The 18,529-nt window shown below is 66.4% G+C and carries 17 protein-coding genes; 6 read left to right on the forward strand and 11 right to left on the reverse strand.

Going from position 1 to position 18,529, the window contains the following annotated elements; translation table 11 throughout:
• Window positions 1–174: 174 nt before the first annotated feature.
• Window positions 175–1,251 carry a rod shape-determining protein RodA gene (rodA, locus tag AB4Y98_RS19660; RefSeq protein WP_312787094.1) on the reverse strand — a complete coding sequence of 359 codons (1,077 nt, stop codon included), beginning with the start codon at window positions 1,249–1,251 and terminating at the stop codon, window positions 175–177.
• A gap of 424 nt (window positions 1,252–1,675) precedes the next feature.
• Here rodA (AB4Y98_RS19660) and AB4Y98_RS19665 point away from each other — a divergent pair, with 424 nt between their 5' ends.
• On the forward strand, window positions 1,676–2,086 hold the full coding sequence (locus AB4Y98_RS19665) for a hypothetical protein (RefSeq protein ID WP_442244991.1): 411 nt from the start codon (window positions 1,676–1,678) through the stop codon (window positions 2,084–2,086).
• Window positions 2,087–2,396: 310 nt separating this feature from the next.
• Here AB4Y98_RS19665 and rodA (AB4Y98_RS19670) read toward each other — a convergent pair whose 3' ends face one another.
• From rodA (AB4Y98_RS19670) to AB4Y98_RS19690, 5 genes are all read right to left on the reverse strand, one after another.
• Window positions 2,397–3,509 carry a rod shape-determining protein RodA gene (gene rodA, locus AB4Y98_RS19670; protein ID WP_312109885.1) on the reverse strand — a complete coding sequence of 371 codons (1,113 nt, stop codon included), beginning with the start codon at window positions 3,507–3,509 and terminating at the stop codon, window positions 2,397–2,399.
• Window positions 3,506–5,584 carry a penicillin-binding protein 2 gene (gene mrdA / locus AB4Y98_RS19675; protein WP_312109883.1) on the reverse strand — a complete coding sequence of 693 codons (2,079 nt, stop codon included), beginning with the start codon at window positions 5,582–5,584 and terminating at the stop codon, window positions 3,506–3,508. The genes rodA (AB4Y98_RS19670) and mrdA overlap by 4 nt, the downstream gene beginning before the upstream one ends.
• A 3-nt stretch (window positions 5,585–5,587) precedes the next feature.
• Window positions 5,588–6,073 carry a rod shape-determining protein MreD gene (gene mreD / locus AB4Y98_RS19680; protein ID WP_089236951.1) on the reverse strand — a complete coding sequence of 162 codons (486 nt, stop codon included), beginning with the start codon at window positions 6,071–6,073 and terminating at the stop codon, window positions 5,588–5,590.
• A complete protein-coding gene (gene mreC, locus AB4Y98_RS19685) occupies window positions 6,070–7,230 on the reverse strand; it encodes a rod shape-determining protein MreC (RefSeq protein WP_442244992.1) in 1,161 nt (386 codons plus the stop codon). The genes mreD and mreC overlap by 4 nt, the downstream gene beginning before the upstream one ends.
• 121 nt (window positions 7,231–7,351) lie before the next feature.
• Entirely contained in the window at window positions 7,352–8,398 is a 1,047-nt protein-coding gene (locus tag AB4Y98_RS19690; RefSeq protein ID WP_025877255.1) for a rod shape-determining protein, read from the reverse strand.
• 282 nt (window positions 8,399–8,680) lie between these two features.
• Here AB4Y98_RS19690 and AB4Y98_RS19695 point away from each other — a divergent pair, with 282 nt between their 5' ends.
• On the forward strand, window positions 8,681–9,619 hold the full coding sequence (locus AB4Y98_RS19695; RefSeq protein ID WP_442244993.1) for a carbohydrate kinase family protein: 939 nt from the start codon (window positions 8,681–8,683) through the stop codon (window positions 9,617–9,619).
• 184 nt (window positions 9,620–9,803) lie between these two features.
• Here AB4Y98_RS19695 and AB4Y98_RS19700 read toward each other — a convergent pair whose 3' ends face one another.
• The 5 genes from AB4Y98_RS19700 to ubiE all read right to left on the reverse strand — a co-directional run bounded on the left by AB4Y98_RS19700 (window position 9,804) and on the right by ubiE (window position 16,569).
• The gene (locus AB4Y98_RS19700; RefSeq protein ID WP_442244994.1) at window positions 9,804–11,777 is read right to left on the reverse strand and encodes an LTA synthase family protein; all 1,974 of its coding nucleotides are present in this window, start codon (window positions 11,775–11,777) and stop codon (window positions 9,804–9,806) included.
• Window positions 11,778–12,087: 310 nt separating this feature from the next.
• Complete coding sequence (locus tag AB4Y98_RS19705) at window positions 12,088–12,717, reverse strand: HAD family hydrolase (protein WP_363731551.1); 630 nt, start codon at window positions 12,715–12,717, stop codon at window positions 12,088–12,090.
• Window positions 12,705–13,436 (reverse strand): hypothetical protein, encoded by a 732-nt coding sequence (locus AB4Y98_RS19710; RefSeq protein ID WP_223496608.1) that lies wholly within the window; start codon window positions 13,434–13,436, stop codon window positions 12,705–12,707. The genes AB4Y98_RS19705 and AB4Y98_RS19710 overlap by 13 nt, the downstream gene beginning before the upstream one ends.
• A 127-nt stretch (window positions 13,437–13,563) precedes the next feature.
• Entirely contained in the window at window positions 13,564–15,492 is a 1,929-nt protein-coding gene (locus AB4Y98_RS19715; protein WP_049463858.1) for a M1 family metallopeptidase, read from the reverse strand.
• 315 nt (window positions 15,493–15,807) lie between these two features.
• Window positions 15,808–16,569, reverse strand: coding sequence for a bifunctional demethylmenaquinone methyltransferase/2-methoxy-6-polyprenyl-1,4-benzoquinol methylase UbiE (ubiE, locus tag AB4Y98_RS19720; RefSeq protein WP_025877269.1), 762 nt, complete (start codon window positions 16,567–16,569; stop codon window positions 15,808–15,810).
• Window positions 16,570–16,649: 80 nt separating this feature from the next.
• On the opposite strand from ubiE, the gene AB4Y98_RS19725 reads away from it, so the two are divergent.
• From AB4Y98_RS19725 to AB4Y98_RS19740, 4 genes are all read left to right on the forward strand, one after another.
• Window positions 16,650–17,102, forward strand: a complete 453-nt coding sequence (locus AB4Y98_RS19725; protein WP_442244995.1) for a nucleoside deaminase — start codon at window positions 16,650–16,652, stop codon at window positions 17,100–17,102.
• Window positions 17,103–17,302: 200 nt separating this feature from the next.
• Window positions 17,303–17,563 carry a hypothetical protein gene (locus tag AB4Y98_RS19730; RefSeq protein ID WP_025877271.1) on the forward strand — a complete coding sequence of 87 codons (261 nt, stop codon included), beginning with the start codon at window positions 17,303–17,305 and terminating at the stop codon, window positions 17,561–17,563.
• Between the two features lie 74 nt (window positions 17,564–17,637).
• Window positions 17,638–17,964, forward strand: coding sequence for a hypothetical protein (locus tag AB4Y98_RS19735; protein ID WP_025877273.1), 327 nt, complete (start codon window positions 17,638–17,640; stop codon window positions 17,962–17,964).
• 74 nt (window positions 17,965–18,038) lie between these two features.
• A complete protein-coding gene (locus AB4Y98_RS19740) occupies window positions 18,039–18,461 on the forward strand; it encodes a low affinity iron permease family protein (RefSeq protein ID WP_363731542.1) in 423 nt (140 codons plus the stop codon).
• Window positions 18,462–18,529: the final 68 nt, after the last annotated feature.

The following is an 18,529-nucleotide window of genomic DNA, read 5'->3' on the forward strand; positions in this document are numbered from 1 at the left end:
GCGGGTGCGGGTGGGTAGTGCGGGGTGTCCGCGGCATGGATGCCGCGGCCAAGCCCCCAGGGATGGGTTCACGGCGTCCCCGCACTATCCACCCGCCCGGCCAGCCCTCAGCAATCCAGCTTTCCACGACCCACCCGCCCCCACCCACGAGGGGCTGCGCCGTTGGCTGGAAACCTACGCGTGTACCGGCCGATGACCGCGCACCGCCATCACCAGCCCGATCCCCGCCAGCAACGACACCGCCGAGGTGCCGCCATAACTGATCAACGGCATCGGAATGCCCACCACCGGCAGCAAGCCGGAAATCATTCCACCGTTGACCAGCACGTATACGAAGAACGCCAAGCCGAGGCTGCCGGCCAGCAACCGCGCGTGCGTGTCGCGCGCCTGCACCGCGATCGACAGGCAACGCCCGACCACGAACAGATACAGCGCGAACACCGTCACCACGCCGATCCAGCCGAATTCCTCGGCCAATACCGAGAACGCGAAATCGGTGGTGTACTCGGGCAGGAAATCCAACGTGGCCTGCGTGCCATGGCCCCAGCCGCGCCCCTGCATGCCACCCGAGCCGATGGCGATGCGCGACTGCAGGATGTTCCAGCCGGTGCCCAACGGATCGGCAGCCGGATCCAGGAAGGTCAGCACGCGATTCTTCTGGTATTGCCGCAGCAGCCCGAACCACGCCAGTGGCGCAGCCACCGATACCGCACTCAACCCGGCCACCACCCAGCGCCACTGCAGTCCAGCCAGCAGCAACGCAAACACGCCACTGGCCGTCACCAGCGTGGCGGTACCGAGGTTGGGCTGCATCAGGATCAGCAGCGCTGGCACCCCGATCAGTACTGCGGCGGTCAGCACCGTGCGCGGCGATGGCGGCAGCGGCTGACGGTGCAGATACCAGGCCATCATCAACGGCAGGCTGAGCTTGAGCAGTTCCGAGGGCTGCAGATAGAACACGCCCAGATTGAGCCAGCGTTGCCCGTATTTACCGGTGCCGATTACATACACCGCCATCAATGGCAGCATCGACAGCGCATAGATGGCAGGCGTCCACGCGCGCAGGCGCAGCAGCGAGACCCGCGACAACAGCCACATCGCTACCAGACCCATCGCAAAGCGCATCGCCTGCCCCGCCACCGGGCCGTTCACGCTGTGCAGCACCGCCAGGCCCGCGCCCATCAGGATAAACAACGCGACCAGTAACGGCAGATCGATCGTGCGCACCGCCTCGAGGCAGCCGCCAAACATTCGTTTCCATTTCACCCGTGGCACGGTAGCAACCGGCGCTTTCGTGAAGCTGTCAGCGCTGTTTGTCGCTATCGACACCTCGCGTGATGAGTGCCTTTGGCATCTGCATTCTCCGGGTTTCAAACAATTCTGATTGGAGCAGCGGGGGCTCCCATGCACATCATGTAGTGCCATCGACAACGGGTGGCACGGGACTCCAATCCCGTTGACCCAAGTGTTGTTTACGCTTGCCAGCCGGCGTCGCTTTCTCCTTGTTGAGCGGCGTCGGCTGGCAATCCGTCCGTGCGTCTTTGGCGGGCGGTGCGTGGAGGGCCTCGTGCCCGCCGGCGCTTTCACACTTGGTCACCGGTATTGGAGCCACGCATCGTCCGCCACCCTCGCATGCACGCGGGGTGGCCCTTGCCTACCGCACAAGGATGCCGCCATGTCCGCTTCCACCTACTCGTACCTGTTCGCCACGCTGGGCGAGGCTGCTCACGAGCTGCCGCATGACATCGCCCGCGCGCTGGAAACCACGCTCACTGCAACGCAGGCCGCCAACGCGCCCGGCGGCCCTACCCTGCTGGACTGCCTGCAGCGCATCCGCCAGGTGGAAGCGGCAGATGGCCAGCCGTGGCCGAGCAAAGGGCGAACGCAGGCGCAGTGCATGGCGATGGCGCGCATCGACCGCGCCAATGCCGGGCTGACCTTCCTGCTGGAACTGCTGCACGCCAGCGAACGCGTGCGCGTGGACGGCGACGACACGCAGCACCTGCCCGACGACGCCCGCGAAGGACTGCTGCTGGCCTGCCGAGGGCTGTCGGAATACGTGGATGTGCAGTTGCAGGCCGCGTAATGCGCACGTCGCTGTGCCCTCGCCTGCCTCTCGTACAGCGCATGCCGGCCCTGAGCCGAGCATGGCTCGGCACTACAAAGAGCGAAGCGACCCGCTTCTGCTCTGCTTTATTCTCTTTGCGTGGGTGGCCACCGCAGGAAACTGTCAGAGGCCGGGCGGGGTGGGTTCGCGGAGGTGTCCGCGGCATGGATGCCGCGGCCAAGCCCCCAGGGATGGGTTCACGGCGTCCCCCGCGAATCCACCCCGCCCCGCCAACCACGGCTGTTGCTTTAAGTGCCCACCCACGAGGGGCTGCGCCGATGGCTGGAAACTACCCGTAACCGCCATGCACCGGATTGTGACGACGCACCGCCATCACCAACCCGAACCCGGCCAGCAGCGACACCGCCGACGTACCGCCGTAACTGATCAACGGCATCGGCACACCCACCACCGGCAGCAGGCCGGAAATCATCCCGCCGTTCACCAGCACATAGACGAAGAACGCCAGACCCGTGGCACCGGCCAGCAGGCGCGAGTACGAATCGCGCGACTGGCTGGCAATCCACAGGCAGCGCCCGATCACCACCAGGTACAGCGTCAGCACCAGCGCCACGCCGATCCAGCCGAACTCCTCGCTCAGCACCGAGAAGGCGAAGTCCGTGGTCTGTTCGGGAATGAAATTCAGGTGCGACTGCGAGCCTTCGCCCCAGCCCTTGCCATCGAAACCACCGGAACCAATGGCGATCTTCGACTGGATGATGTTCCAGCCTGCGCCCAGCGCGTCCATTTCCGGGTCGAGGAACATCATGATGCGGTCCTTCTGGTACGGCCGCAGCAACCAGAACCAGGCGACGGGCGCCACCGCTGCCACACCGCCCACGCCCAGCCCCACCCACCACCACGGCAGGCCGGCCAGCAGCAGCACGAACACGCCACTGGCGGCGATCAGCACGCCGGTACCGAAGTCCGGCTGCAGCATCACCAGCCCGGTCGGCACGCCGATGATCACCATCGCCACCAGCACCGTGTTGAAGCGCGGCGGCAGCGGCATCTTGTGCAGGTACCAGGCCACCATCATCGGCAGGCTGACCTTCAGCAGTTCGGCCGGCTGCAGGTAGAAGAACTTAAGGTCCAGCCACTGCCGGCCGTACTTGCCCGTGCCCAGCGCGAACACCGCCAGCAGCGGAATCATCGAGATCGCGTAGATCAGTGGCGTGGCCGAGCGGATGCGCAGGATCGGCGCCCGAGAAATGCCCCACATCGCAGCCAGGCCCACGGCAAAGCGCACGCCCTGCGCCATCACCAGGCCATCGCCACCAGCACTCTTCAACGTCGCCAGGCCGATCACCATCAGCGCCCCCAGCGCCAGGCACAGCACCCAGTCCAGGCTGCTGAAGAACCGCTGCAGCATTTCGCCGGCCCAACGCAGGAACTCCTTCATCGCGCAGCCTCCGCTACGGGGGTCGGGCGCGTGCCGGCCGGCACGGTTGCCGCAGAAGGCGCACCTGGCGCAGGTACCGGCAGAGGCTCCGGCGCAGGAACACCGATCAGCACCGGATGCTCGACCAACTGTGCGGCAGCGATATCGCCGGCCTGGCGTGCGCCCACGTCTTCGTTGTCGAAGGCAGTGGCGCCGATCGCAGTGGTACCACGCTCGCTGTCCAGCGGCTGCATGCCTTCAGGCATCTTGCCCAACAACCAAGCATCGAAAATCTTGCGCGCGATCGGTGCAGCCGCCGCACCGCCGTAACCGCCGCCTTCCACGGCGATGGCCAGCGCAATCACCGGCTGCTCGGCCGGCGCGAAGCCGACGAACAGCGCACGGTGGCGCAGGTGCATCGGCAGGCTTCTGGGATTGACCGCGGCCGTGCCCTTGCGGCTGACGACCTGCGCCGTGCCGGTCTTGCCCGCCATCGTGTACGGCGCACCGGCTGCCATGCGTGCTGCGCTGCCGCCGGGAAGCATGGTCGCCATCATGCCTTCGCGCACAGCCTGCAGGTTGTTCGGGTTGGGACTGACCGGCTTGCTCTGGCCGGGCTCCGTCGCCACCCAGTCGCTGTCGAAACCAGCACGCTGCTGCATCACCAGATGCGGCGTGCGCAGCTGGCCATTGGCCAGGCCGCTGACACCACGGGCCAGCTGCAGCGGGGTGACCTTCCAGTCGCCTTGGCCGATGCTGATGTTCACCGTATCGCCGGGATACCAGGCTTCCTTGCGGCTCTTCCGCTTGTAGGCTGGCGACGGCAGGATGCCGGAGATCTCACCGGTCAGATCGATGCCGGTCGGCTGGCCGAAGCCGTAGTACTCCATGTAATGGTCGAACCGCTCGATGCCCAGGTCCAATGCCAGCCGGTAGTAATACGTATTGACCGACTGCGCGATGGACTTGCGCAGATCGGTCCAGCCGTGACCGCCACGGTGAGAGTCGCCCCAGCCACGCGAGGTGCCGGGCAGGTAGAACATGCCGGTCGACAGCACTTTGTCCTCGGGACGGCGAACGCCCGAATCGAGGCCGGCCAGGCCGATCAGCGGCTTCAGGGTCGAACCGGGGGCAACGCCGCCGAGTACCAGGCGATTGAACTGCGGGCGCGACGGGTTGTCGTTCAGCGCCTTGAAATCGGCATGCGAGATGCCGTTGACGAACAGGTTCGGGTCGTAGGACGGCAGGCTGACCATCGCCAGCACTTCACCGGTACGCGGGTCCATCGCCACGGCCGAACCTTCCTGATCACCGAAGGCAGCCACCATCGCCCGCTGCAGGTCGGCGTCGATCGACAGCCGCAGGTCGGCGCCGGATTGCGCAGCGACACGGCCGATGGTGCGGATCGCGCGGCCCTGCACGTTGGTCTCGACCTGCTCGTAGCCGACCTTGCCGCGCAGTTCCTGCTCGTAATAGCGCTCCAGGCCGGACTTGCCGATGTGGGTCAATGCGGCGTTGCCCTCGCCGAGGATCTCCAGATCCTTGTCGTCGACCCGGCCAACGTAGCCGATGATGTGCGCGAACAGGTCGCCATAGGGATAGCGACGGGTCAGGTACGGTTCCAGCTCGACGCCGGGAAAGCGCCAGCGGTCCACCGCGAAGCGCGCCATTTCCTCATCGCTCATGCGCAGCTTCAGCGTGACCGGCAGGAACTTGCGGCGCGCCTTGCGCGACTTGTTGAACGCTTCCAGTTCTTCCGGGCTGATCTGGATGATCTTCGCCAGCCCTTCCAGGGTGGCATCCATGTCCTTGACCTTGTCCGGGGTCACATCCAGGCGGAACGCCGGCACGTTCTCGGCCAGCAACCGACCATTGCGGTCATAGATCATGCCCCGCCCGGGCACCACCGGCCGCGGCTTGATGCGGTTTGCTTCGGATCGGGTGGCGTAGATGTCGTGGTCCAGCACCTGCAGCTTGAAGTACCAGCCGCCCAGGCCCAGCAGGCAGACCAGCACCCCGAAGAAGCCCAGCGCCGCGCGACGCCGGAACTGTTCGGCTTCGGCGTGCGGATTCTTGACCTGGCGACGCGGCAACATGGCTCAGCGCCCGCGCTTGCCGAAGCGCACTGCGTCCAGCAGCACGAACACCAGCGGCCACAGGCCCATGCCGAGCAGGGGTGCCCACCAGTACGACCACGGCAGGGTCGGCTCGCCCACCAGGATATGGACCAGCGCGCTGACGATGCGATCGTTGAACAGCAGGCCGCCGATGGCCAGCATCTGCTGCGACATCGGGAAGAAGCGGATGCGCGCGCGGAAGCGCTGCAGGATGAAGGCCAGCATCACCAAGCGCAGCGCCTGTTCGCCCAGCACCCCGCCGTACAGCAGGTCGGCGACGACGCCGCTGGCGAAGGCGATGCCGAGGCCGACGCGCTCCGGCGCTTCGATCACCCAGTAGGCCAGAACCAGTGCCAGCCAATATGGACGCAGCGGCTGCAGCAGCGCCGGCAACGGCAGCAGGCCCAGCAACAGGGCCACCACAACGCTGGCGGGAAGCACCCAGCGGTTGTCGCGAAGGCGGCTCATCGCTGCGCCTCCGGCTGCGGTTGGGTCGGCTGCGGTTGAGTTTGCTGCGGTTGCCGGCCAGCGGCCGGCACTACCGGGGAGCTGGCTGGGGRAGAGCCCCCCTCTTGTTGAGGGGGGCGCGCCGAAGGCGCGGGGGTAAGGGAGGATGCGCGGGCAGCCGGGTTCGTCGCAGACGAGGACGGCTGCCGGCCAGYGGCCGGCACTACCGGGGTAGCCTGCGTTGCTGCAGGCGCGGTGCCGGTCGGCAGCGCTGTGGCATCGGCCGGGCCACCGGGAGCGGCCTGTTCCATCTGCAGGCGCAGGTTCGGCGGAATGCGGATCGCAGCGCCAGGGCGCAGCAGCAGCACGTCGCGGCCACGATCGAGCTGCGCGGCCGGTTTCAGTTCGCCCACCAGGAAGGCATGGGTATCGTCCGGGCGCAGCCCGGTGATGGTGCCCACCGGGAATCCGGCCGGGAAGCGGCCACCGAGACCGGAGGTGACGATCTCATCGCCCACTTCCACGCCGGCACTGAGCGGGATGTCGCGCAGTTCCAGCTTGTCGCCGCGGCCGTAGACGATCAGGCGCACGCCATTGCGGGCCACGGTCACCGGCACCGCGTGGTCGGGATCGGTCAGCAACAGCACCGTGGAGCTGCCCGTGGTCACGCTGATCACCTGGCCCATCAGGCCGCCGGAATCGATCACCGCCTGGCCGACGTGCACGCCTTCGCGGCTGCCGGCGTCCAGTACCAGGCGCTGTTTGACCGGGTCCAGGTCGATGTCCAGGATCGGCGCCAGCTGTACGTCCAGGCCACTGCGCTCGGCCACGTTCAGCAGTTCGCGCAGCTGGGCGTTGTCCAGCGCGGCCGTCTGCAGACGGGTCAGGCGGGCGTTGGCCAGCAGCAGCTGGTTGCGCAGCTCGCGGTTCTCGGTCACCAGCTGGCCGTGGCTGGCGGCGGTATCCCGCACCTGCCCGCTGAGCTTGCCGGGCAGGCCGGCCAGGGCCCACACCGGCTGCACCAAGCTGTTGGCCTGCTCGCGCAGACGCGCCAGCCAGCCAGCCTGGTCGTCGAGGACGATCAGGGTGATTGCCAGTGCGAGATAGGCCAGCAGCCGCAGCGGGCTGGCGGCATCACCGGATCGGGAAGCGACGGGAGGTCCGGCGTAGGGCGGCACGGCAGCGATTCAACTGGCAGAAGGCGGAAGGGAAACACGCGGGCGCCCCGCCGGTGCCGACCTGCCGATGTGGCGGGCCGCACCCCGGAGGGGCGCTGCGGGCGCAGGCAGCCGGGACGGCTTATTCCGGCGCAAAGAACTCGTTGCCGTGCATGTCGACCAGTTCCAGCGCACGACCGCCACCGCGGGCCACGCAGGTCAGCGGGTCGTCAGCCACCTGCACGTGCAGACCGGTCTCCTCGGAAATCAGGCGGTCCATGTCGCGCAGCAGGGCGCCACCACCGGTCAGCACGATGCCGCGCTCGGCGACGTCGGCGCACAGTTCCGGCGGGGTCTGTTCCAGTGCCAGCTTGACCGCACTGACAATGCCCGACAGCGGCTCGTGCAGCGCTTCAAGCACTTCGTTGGAGCTGATCTTGATCATCTTCGGCACGCCCTCGGCGAGGTTGCGGCCGGAGATTTCCATCTCGATCGCCTCCGCCTGCGGGTAGGCACAGCCCAGCTCGACCTTGATGCGCTCGGCGGTGGCTTCACCGATCAGCATGCCGTGGTTGCGGCGCACGTAGTTGGTGATCGATTCGTCGAAGCGGTCGCCGCCGATGCGCACCGAGGCGGAATAGACGATGCCGTTGAGCGAGATCACCGCCACTTCAGTGGTGCCGCCGCCGATATCGATGACCATCGAGCCACGGGCCTCGGTGACCGGCATGCCGGCACCGATCGCGGCCGCCATCGGCTCTTCGATCAGGAACACGTCACGGGCACCGGCCTCCTCGGCCGATTCCTTGATGGCGCGGCGCTCGACCTGGGTCGAGCCGGCCGGCACGCAGACCAGCACGCGCGGGCTCGGGCGCAGGAAGCGCGACTTGTGCACCTTCTTGATGAAGTGCTTGAGCATCGCCTCGGTGTAGGTGAAGTCGGCGATGACGCCGTCCTTCATCGGGCGGATGGTGGTGATGTGGCCCGGGGTACGGCCGAGCATCTGCTTGGCCTCGGCGCCAACGGCTGCCACCGACCGGGTACCACCAATGGCGCGATCCTGGCGCACCGCGACCACGGACGGCTCGTTCAGCACGATTCCCTGCCCACGCACATAGATGAGGGTGTTGGCCGTGCCCAGGTCGATGGACAGGTCATTGGAGAACATGCCGCGCAGTTTCTTGAACATCTGGGAGTTGATCCTGAGGGGTGTCGCGCCCAACGCGGGATGGCGAAAAAATGGGCAGAAATCGAGGTCGACAAGCCTAGCAACCTGCCTGCCGCCGAGCAAGGAGAAAACTAGCTGAACCCGCGCCTTCACAGGCTTTCGGCCTGATCGGGCATCACCCGGTTCTGGCCCTGAGCGGCACCAGCGGGTAACCTTTGCGCCGTCGGGCGCCCAAGGGCGCCGTTTGCTTGCCTGCCGAAGTGGGCCGGCCCACCCCAAAATTCACCGCATAGGCTTACATCGATGTCCGCTCTGATCTGTGGTTCTCTTGCCTTCGACACCATCATGGTGTTCCCGGACCAGTTCAAGAATCACATCCTGCCGGACAAGGTGCACATCCTGAACGTGTCGTTCCTGGTGCCGCGCATGCGCCGCGAGTTCGGCGGCTGCGCCGGCAACATCGCCTACAACCTGCACCTGCTGGGTGGCGATCCGATCCCGATGGGCACGGTGGGTTCGGACTTCGGCCCGTACCGCGAGCACTTCGATGCCCTGGGCATCGACCTCACCCGCGTGCGCGTGATCGATGAGCTGTTCACCCCGCAGGCGTTCATCACCACCGACCACGACAACAACCAGATCACCGCCTTCCACCCGGGCGCGATGATGCGTTCCTACGAGAACCACGTGCGCGACGTGCCGGGCGTAAGCCTGGGCCTGGTCGGCCCGGACGGCCGCGAAGGCATGATCCAGAACGCGCTGGAATTCCATGAAGACGGCGTGCCATTCATCTTCGACCCGGGCCAGGCGATGCCGCTGTTCAACGGCCCGGAACTGCGCGAGTTCATCGAGCAGGCCGATTACGTGGTGGTCAACGACTATGAGTCGAACCTGCTGCAGGAACGCACCGGCTGGAACGAAAAAGAGATCGTCAGCCGGGTCAAGGCCTACATCACCACCCGCGGCCCGAAGGGCGCGGTGATCCACACCCCGGAAAAGACCTACGACATCCCGCCGGCGCACGAGCGCCGCGTGGTCGACCCGACCGGCTGTGGCGACGCCTTCCGCGCCGGCCTGATCTACGGCATCCAGAAGGGCTTCGACTGGCTGACCATCGGCCGCATGGGCAACCTGATGGGCGCGCTGAAGGTCGAGCACCCGGGCACCCAGAACCAGCGCTTCACCTTCGATGAGTTCAACGAGCAGTTCAAGCAGCAGTTTGGTTACGCGTTGAACGCGTAAACGAACTGCCCGCGCATTTCTCCTTATCCCCGCGCCTTCGGCGCGCCCCCTTGAACAACAAGGGGGCTGTCCACCCGAGGCGCTATCGGGAATGCTTCTGGCGGGAATGCCGCTGGTAGGTGTCGACCTTGGTCGACACTGCCGGCCAATGGCCGGCACCGCATCGCCGCCCCGCCCTTCCGGCTCAGGGCTTGGCCTTCTCCGGCAAGCGGTACAGCTCTTTTTCATAGGCCAGCGTGCCCCACATCGCGTAGGCATGTGCGCGCCGTGCCAGTTCCGGCCGCAGCGGCTGCGGCTGCAACTGGTCGCTGGCCGGGTCGTAGCGGAAGCCCTGCGCGGGCTTGTCCGGCTGCAGGATGGCCACATCGTTGCCCTCCATCCACGCCAGATTGCGGTCGTACTGCATCAGCGCGCGTCCCGGCTGCAGCCGCTGCAGGTCGGTCAGGTCCTGTCCCACCGTCGGGGTCGGATCGGCAATGCCCAGCAGCGACAGCAGGGTCGGCGGCAGATCGATCTGACTGACGATGCGGGTATCGCGGCGCGCTTCGATGCCACCGCCGAGGATCAACCCGGGAATATGGAAGTTGCCGATCGGCACCATGTTCTTGCCGAACACCCGCGAATCATGGTCGGCCACCACCAGGAACACGGTGTCCTCCCAGTACGGTGAGGCCATCGCCTTGCGGAAGAACTCGCCCAGCGCGTAGTCCGCGTACTTGGCGGCGTTGTCGCGGGTCTGCTTCGGTTGCTCGTACAGGTCGATTCGGCCGTCGGGGAACTCGAAGGGATCGTGGTTGCTGGAGGTGAACACCAGGCCGAAGAACGGCGTGCCCTGCGCTTTCAGCTGCCGGAACTGCTGGTCGGCGCGAGCGAACAGATCCTCGTCCGACGCGCCCCAGGAGCCGACGAAGGCCGGCTTGCGGTAATCCTTGCGGTCCACGATGCGGTTGAAGCCGTTGGCGAGGAAGAACTCGCGCATGTTGTCGAAGTGGCTTTCGCCGCCGTAATAGAAGCCGGTGTCGTAGCCATGCCGCCCCAGCACATCGGCCAGGGTGAAAAAGCGCTGGCGGCTGGCGGGCAGCTTGACCACCGATTCGGCCGGCGTCGGCGGGAACCCGGTCAGTACCGCCTCGATGCCGCGTACCGAACGCGTGCCGGTCGCATACAGACGCTCGAACGCCCAGCCCTGTCTGCTCAGCCGGTCGTAGTTGGGCGACAACGGCCGCCCGCCGAGACTGCCGATGAACTGCGCGCCCAGGCTTTCTTCCAGCACGATCACCAGATTGCGCGGCTTGCCCAGGTACTGCGGCGGACGCAGCGCCAGGCTCGGCAACGCGTCGGAGACATACGCCGATGCCGGCAGGCCGCTGCTGGCGCGCAGCTCGCTGACCACCTCGGCCAGCGGCAGGTCGCCATAGACGCGCGAGGTTTCGCTGCGGGTCGCCAGCTGCCGCGCGGCATAGCCGACGGTGTACAGCGAGTTCAACGGCAAGGCGTTGATGGTCGGGTCGGTGGAGAACGCCACCAGTGCCGGGTTCAAGGGACGATGACCCAGGCTTGAACGCACGCCCAGCGCCGCCAGCAGCAGCACCAGGAACGCCAACGGCAGCCGCCACAGCCATCCGGCTTCGACTGCGACCGTTGGGCTGCTCCCGACCCAGCGCCGCGACCCACGCAGCAGCGCCCAGAACAGCACGATCACCGCGGTGACTTCAATCACCACGGCCAGCAGATGGCCGCGCAGCAGCGTCATCCCGACTTCTTCGGGATAGATCAGATATTCGAGGAACAGGCGATTGGGGCGCAGGCCGTACTCGGCCATGAAGCTTGGTGTGGCCAGCTCCATGAACACCAGCAGCACGCTGGCCAGGATCAGCCACCACCTCAGCAGATGGCGCCACGCGCGGCCCACGCGTCCTTCCAGCGGCAACAGCAGCGCCAGCACCGCCGGGATGCCGTACAGCAGGCACAGGGTCGACACATCCACCCGCAGCCCCTGCAGGAACACCGTGGCCCAGCCCTCAGCGGCACTGACGCGCGCGGCATGCCACAGCGCCAACCCCAGTCGCGACAACGACAGGGCTACCAGGCCAAACAGGAAGAAGGCGGCAATCGGACACAGACGCCGGTACAGCGACACCCACACAGCTCGGAGCATGAAAGGAATCCAGAAATGGAGCCAAGGACACCCATGCCCCATCCTTGGCAGCGGGCCACACCGGACAACGTGTTACCCGACACAACCACCAGCGCAGCGAAACCACCCGCCGGCACCTTCAACGCCCACCGCGGCTTCGATCAGGCCGCGGCCTTGAGCGGCGACGGTTCCCCAACCGCCCCCGCTTCAGCCCCCGCCGGGCATTCGAAGAACGCCCAGCCGGCCCCGCACAATACACTGTGATGACAGTCGAGAGTTGACCGCCGGCGCTGCCCTCAGGTTCCCGCCACAGCGCGTACAGCGGGCCACGCTAGCCTCGCCAGCGCCCCAGTACCGCCGCGCAATCGGCCAGATGCCAACAGGCCATGTCCGGCCACGGGTTGTCCGGGGCATTGACCAGAAGCGTACGGCTGCCCGCCGCCCGGCCGCATTCCAGATCGAAGCGGTAGTCGCCCACCATCACCACCTGCGAAGGTTCCACCTGCCAACGCCGCAGGAAGTACTGCAGCCCGGCCGGTGAGGGTTTCGGCTCGGCCTCGTCGCGGCCGATGATGTCGTCTTCGGCAAAGACGTCGCCCAGCCCGATCGCCTGCAGGGTGACCTGCGCCAGGCTGCGCACGTTGCGGGTCAGGATGCCCAGCCGGCAGCCGGCGCCCTGCAGCGCGCGTACCAGCGCCACCGCTCCCGTTGCCGGCTGGGAAGCAGCGGCCAGCGCACGCTCGTGCGCCAGCAGCCAAGCGTGCTTGGCGCTGGCCTCTACGGCCGGCAACCCGGCCAGGTGGGTGAGGATGTCATCCTCCTGCGGAATCGCCAGTTCGCGCTTGATCCGCGCGAAATCATGCACCGCCACGGTCAGCGTGCCATCCATGTCGAACACCCAGTGGCGGATCGTCGACAGCGACGACGCAGCCGCCGGTGCCTGCACGGTCAATGCCACCACGCCGGCATGCGGCTGGCATCCACGCCACCGGTCTCGAACACTGCCGTGCGCGTGCCACCGGCCTTGACCGGGAACTCGATGCTGATCGACTTGCCTTTGGCTGCCAGCTTCCACAACGCCTTCTGGTCGGTGATGAACATGGCGATCGCCTCGTCGGTCTTCGGCCGCCAGGCCGCCATGGAGATCGGCTTGCCACCGTCCACCGTGACCTTCACCGTGCACTGCGGGCAGCGGAAATCGCCGGCCTGCAGCACCAGGTAGGCATGACGCTTCCATTCGGGGTGGTCGCGGAACACCAGCTGCACCGGCTTGGCGCCGCTGCCATCCACATCCACCCGCTCCTTGCTGAAGATCTGTGCCGACACCTGGTTGCCCTTGCTGCCGACCGGAATCTGGTTGTACTGCCACAGCGCCTGCATGCGGCGCAGGTCGCGCGCGGCATCGCCCTTGGCCTTGACCTCGTCGAAGCCGGCGGCGATGCGCTCGGCGGCGGCAGTGTCCTTGTACTGGTCCAGCAGCGAGGCACCATGCAGGCGCGCGCGTTCCCAGTCCTGCGCGGCCACGGCCATGTCGTACTGTTTGGCAACGTCTTCGGCCTTGGCTTCCTTCTGCGCCTGCACGGCGGCAGCGGCGGCCTCCTGCGCCTTGCGTTCTTCCTCGGGGTTGCTGCAGGCGGCCAGGGCCAGGGTGCAGGCGGTGAGCAGGATCAGTCGTTTCATGGCGGAGTCCTTTACGGGTGCATCCCGATTCTATCGGCAGCGAAAAGCGGATACAGCAACGGCGGGTTTCCCCGCCGTTGCTGGTGAAGCAGTGTCTGGGTTGCCGGCCAGCGGCCGGCACTCCCGTTTACTTGGCTTCAGCCTTGGCCAGCATGTCCTGCACCGAGGCGGTGGTGATCGGGTGGTAGCCCGGCTTGGCCTTCTCGAACGCCTGCTTGGCCAGCTCCAGCCCCTTCGGGGTCTTCACCAGTTCGGCGTAGATCGGCAGGATCAGCTTGCGACGACCGACACGCTCGATGAACGCAGCGGCCGCTTCATTGGCCTGCTCGTAGCCGCTGCGGATGGTCAGCGGGTACCAGCGCATGGCGATCTCGCCATTCGGGGTGCCGGTGAAGTGGAACGCCTTGTCCAGCGTGGCCAGCTTGTCCAGCGGCTGGGTGGCGCCCAGGCCGTCGATGAAGCGGACCCATTCCTGGGTGCTCCACTCGGCAATCACCTGGCTGCTCGGCACGGTGCCGGCGCTGGCGAAGGCGATGCGCGCGGTATCGACGCTGCTGAAATTGCGCGACTGCGCCTTGGCTGCGAACGCCGGAATGCCCGGCTCGTCCAGCCACGCCTTCAGTTCGGCCTCGGTCACCGCCGACGGATTCTTCGGCAGCAGGTTCTTCTTCAGGTACTCGACGAACTGGTCGGTGTTGGCGCTCTGGAAGGCGTGGTCATCGAACCAGCCGCGCAGGAACGGGTCGAAGGTTTCGCGGCCGAAGCGCTGTTCCAGGAATTCCAGGAACCACGAACCCTTGACGTAGGCCACCTGGCTCAGGGCTTCGTCCGGGTCACGTTCGTTCAGCGGCGGCAGCGCCAACGCCTGGTCGGCCGGGCTCATGTCCTTCACTTCGGCCAGCAGATCGGTCTGGTCGATCTGCTTTTCCATTTCGGCCATCTCCTTGCCATACAGGGCTTCGGTGATGCGGCCCTGGACGTAGGTGGTGAAGCCTTCGTTGAGCCAGATGTCCTTCCAGCTGGCGTTGGTCACCAGGTTGCCCGACCAGCTGTGCGCCAGTTCATGGGCGACCAGCGAGACCAGCGACTTGTCGCCGACGATCACGGTCGGCGTGGCGAAGGTCAGGCGCGGGTTTTCCATGCCACCGAACGGGAACGACGGCGGCAGCACCAGCATGTCGTAGCGGCCCCAGCGGTATTCGCCGTACAGCTTCTCGGCGGCACCGATCATCTTCTCGGTGTCTTCGAATTCCTTGGCGGCCTTGTTGACCATGGTCGGCTCGGCCCAGACGCCGGAGCGGCCGGAGATCGGCTCGAACACCAGGTCGCCGGCTGCGATGGCCAGCAGGTAGGACGGAATCGGCTGCGGCATCTTGAAGGTGTAATCACCGTCACGCGCGGCCTTGGGATCGTTGTCGGCGCTCATCAGCACCATTACGTCCGGACGCGAGACCACGTGCGCGCTGTAGGTGAAGCGCACGCTCGGGGTGTCCTGCAGCGGCACCCAGGAACGGGCATGGATCGCCTGCGACTGGCTGAACATGAAGGGCAGCTTCTTGCCTTCGGTCATCGACGGCGCCAGCCACTGCAGGCCCGACGCGGTCGGTGCGGTGTGGTAGGTCACTTCCACCTTGGCCGGCTGTTCCGGGGTTTCGATGGTCAGCTTGCTGCCGAACACCTTGTCCACCGGGGCCAGCACGAACTGCAGCGGGCTGCGCGCGCCGTCGGCGGCGATCGCTTCAACCTTGGCGATGCTCAGCTCGCGGGTGTCCAGCACCAGCTGCTTGGCATCCTTCTGCTTCCATTCCAGGGTGTAGGTGGCGGTGCCGCCGATCTGCTTCTGGTCGAAGTCCAGCTTCAGATCCAGGGCGATGTCCTTGACGACGACCTTGTCCGGCTCGGCGTACGAGCTTTCGTCGTGGCTGCGGTTTTCGGCGTTCACGGGGGCAGCGGGAGCCTTCTGGGCAGTCGGAGCGGCGGCGGGTGCGGCCGCCTCCTGGGAGCAGCCGGCGGCCAGGGCCACGGCCAGCGGAAGGAGCATCAGCGGATTGCGCATGAATCGGGACCGTTACGGGGAGCAAACCCCAATGGTACCTCTCCCCCGGCCGGGAAGCGTTGCGCGGTGCGGGGTAATGTCCGCCTGGCGCCACGGGGGCGCCACCCTTTGGTAGATGCCAACCTTGGTTGGCACGGATCCATCATCGCTCGCGGCGGGCCCTGTGCCGACCTTGCTGCTTCTGGCAGGTGCCAACCTTGGTTGGCACGGACATGTCAGCGCTCGCGGACGGGCGTGTGCCAACCAAGGCTGGCACCTACCAGGACCGTGCCGTGCAGATGCCGGCCAGCGGCCGGCACTACCTGGGAACCCGACTTACAGCTTGTAGCCGGAGTGGATCGAGACGATGCCGCCGGTCAGGTTCTTGTAGTGGCAGCGCTCGAAGCCGGCCTGCCCCATCATCGCCTTCAGCTCTTCCTGCGGCGGATGCTTGCGGATGCTCTCGGCCAGGTACTGGTAGCTGTCCGAATCGTTGGCGAACAGCTTGCCCAGCTTCGGCAGGATCTTGAACGAGTGGAAGTCGTAGATCGGCTTGAACCAGTCCGCGGTGACTTCGGAGAACTCCAGCACGCGGGCCTGGCCGCCCACCTTCAGCACGCGGAACATCTCGCGCAGGCCAGCGTCCTTGTCGGTCACGTTGCGCAGACCAAAGGCGATGGTCACCAGGTCGAAGCTGTTGTCCGGGAACGGCAGGGCCTCGGCGTTGCACTGCACATAGTCCAGGCCCAGCACCAGGCCGCGGTTGGTCAGGCGGTCACGGCCGACCGACAGCATGCCGGCGTTGATGTCGCCCAGCACCACCGAGCCCTCGGCACCGACGCGCTCCTTCAGCAGCGCGGCGATATCGCCGGTGCCACCAGCCAGGTCGAGCACGCGGTCGCCCGGCTTCACCTGCGCGGTGGCGACGTAGTAGCGCTTCCATGCCCGGTGCACGCCCATGCTCATCAGGTCGTTCATCAGGTCGTAGTTGCGCGCGACCGACGTGAACACCTGGCCGACCAGCTTCTGCTTGTCCTTGGCGTCAACGTCGCGGAACCCGAAATGGGTGGTACCGGATTTGTAAGGGGATTCGCTCATGCCCCCGATTATCGCACCGCCGGGCCGCTGCGGGGAACGCTGGCCGTATCATGGCGCCCCACGACCTACCGGAGCCCCGCATGATCACCACGCCCGACTACCAGGCCCTGCTGCAGACCGCCATTGCCGAAGCCCGCCAGGGGCTGGCAGAAGGCGGCGTGCCGATCGGCGCGGCGCTGTACCACAACGACGGCCGCCTGCTTGGCTGCGGCCACAACCGCCGCGTGCAGGAAGGCGATCCGTCCGTGCATGGCGAGACCGATGCCTTCCGCAAGGCCGGCCGCCAGCGCCGCTACCAGGACACCATCATGGTCACGACCCTGGCTCCCTGCTGGTACTGCTCGGGCCTGGTGCGGCAGTTCAACATCGGCACGGTGGTGGTCGGCGAATCGCGCACCTTCCAAGGCGGCATCGACTGGCTGCGCGAAAACGGCGTCAGCGTGATCGACCTGGACAGCCAGGAATGCGTCGACCTGCTAGGCGGTTTCATTGCGCAACATCCGGAAATCTGGAACGAAGACATCGGCGAATGAGCATCCGCCACTGCTGATGAGTCCGCCTTGATGAACGCTTCAGTGCCGGCACAGCCTTGTGCCGGCAGCGTCTTCCCGCTTCAACGTGAACTGCTGCGCAGTCAGCTGCGTGCGGTCAACACACGCCACTAACATCCTGCTGCGCAGCCACGTCTAGGGTGGAACGCAACCGGGCCCCCTGCCCCGGGTTGGAGCCGATCATGCAAGCGCATGCCGTACGTCCTCGCAGTGACCCGGCCCTGGCCGCGATCTGGAGCCGACTGCAGCAGCAATACGCACTGCACCAGCGCAGTGCCCCGTTCTGGAGCGCCTACCAGGACATGCAGCAGGATCTGCTGCACGACCATCCCCGCGACCTGGTGCGCCTGTGCAATGCGATGGCCGCCATGGCCGAACGCCTGGGTGCGGTTGAACACGCACAGCTGCTGCGCCATCGCCACGCTGGCTGCACATCACGCTGACGCGGCATGCACCGCCGCCCGGGCCACACTGTAATGGGCCCCCACTCCCTTCACCTCCAACCGATTGGATCGTCATGCACGCTGAAGTTCCCGCCATTCCCCCTGTCATCAATGTCGATGCGGAGCTGGATTACTGGCGCCGCCAGCACGCCGATGGCGCACTCGCGCACACCTCGTTCGGCACCTATGTCCCGTGGATCAAGTTCGCCTGTGATTCGCTGATCACCCAACCACGCGCCAGCAACGCCCAGCGCGATGAGCTGTTCCAGACCCAGTACGCCCTGCAGATCATGCCGCGCCTGAGTGAAGCGCAGGCCCGCGAATTCGTCGAACGCTGCTGGCAGCACGTTTACCTGGCCAGCCCGGTGCGCAGCCAGGAAGCACCGCGCCTGCGCGCCTGAGCCACGCGTTCGACTGCACGGCACCTGCACGGCCATGTGTCGATGATCGTCGCCATTCCCGTGGAACGATGACGATGAGCGCAAGGAACCTGTTCAATACGATCGCCAAGAAGGCCGCGGCCGCCACCGGCTCGCCGTGGACCTTCCTGGCCGCGGTGGTGATCGTCGTGCTGTGGGGCATCAGTGGCCCGATATTCAAGTTCAACGACACCTGGCAGCTGGTGATCAACACCGGCACCACCATCATCACCTTCCTGATGGTGTTCCTGATCCAGCACACGCAGAACTCGGACACCGCGGCGATGCAGATCAAGCTGGACGAGCTGATCCGCGCCACCGCCGAGGCCAACAACGAGCTGCTGGACCTGGAAGAACTGGACGAAGAGCGCCTGGAAGAGATCCGCGCCGAGTACGAAAGAATGGCGCGCGAAGCGGGCGACGCGCTGACGCGGGTACGCGCCTGCCGCACCGAGCGGCGCGACGACGAAGCGGTGTAGCCCTGCTCATTGACCGGTAGTGCCGGGCGCTGGCCGGCAACTGCACGATCCCTGTTGATCCCGCGCGC

The sequence above is a fragment of the Stenotrophomonas sp. 2YAF26 genome, assembly GCF_052114625.1.
In the GTDB taxonomy this organism is placed as follows: Bacteria; Pseudomonadota; Gammaproteobacteria; order Xanthomonadales; family Xanthomonadaceae; genus Stenotrophomonas; species Stenotrophomonas indicatrix.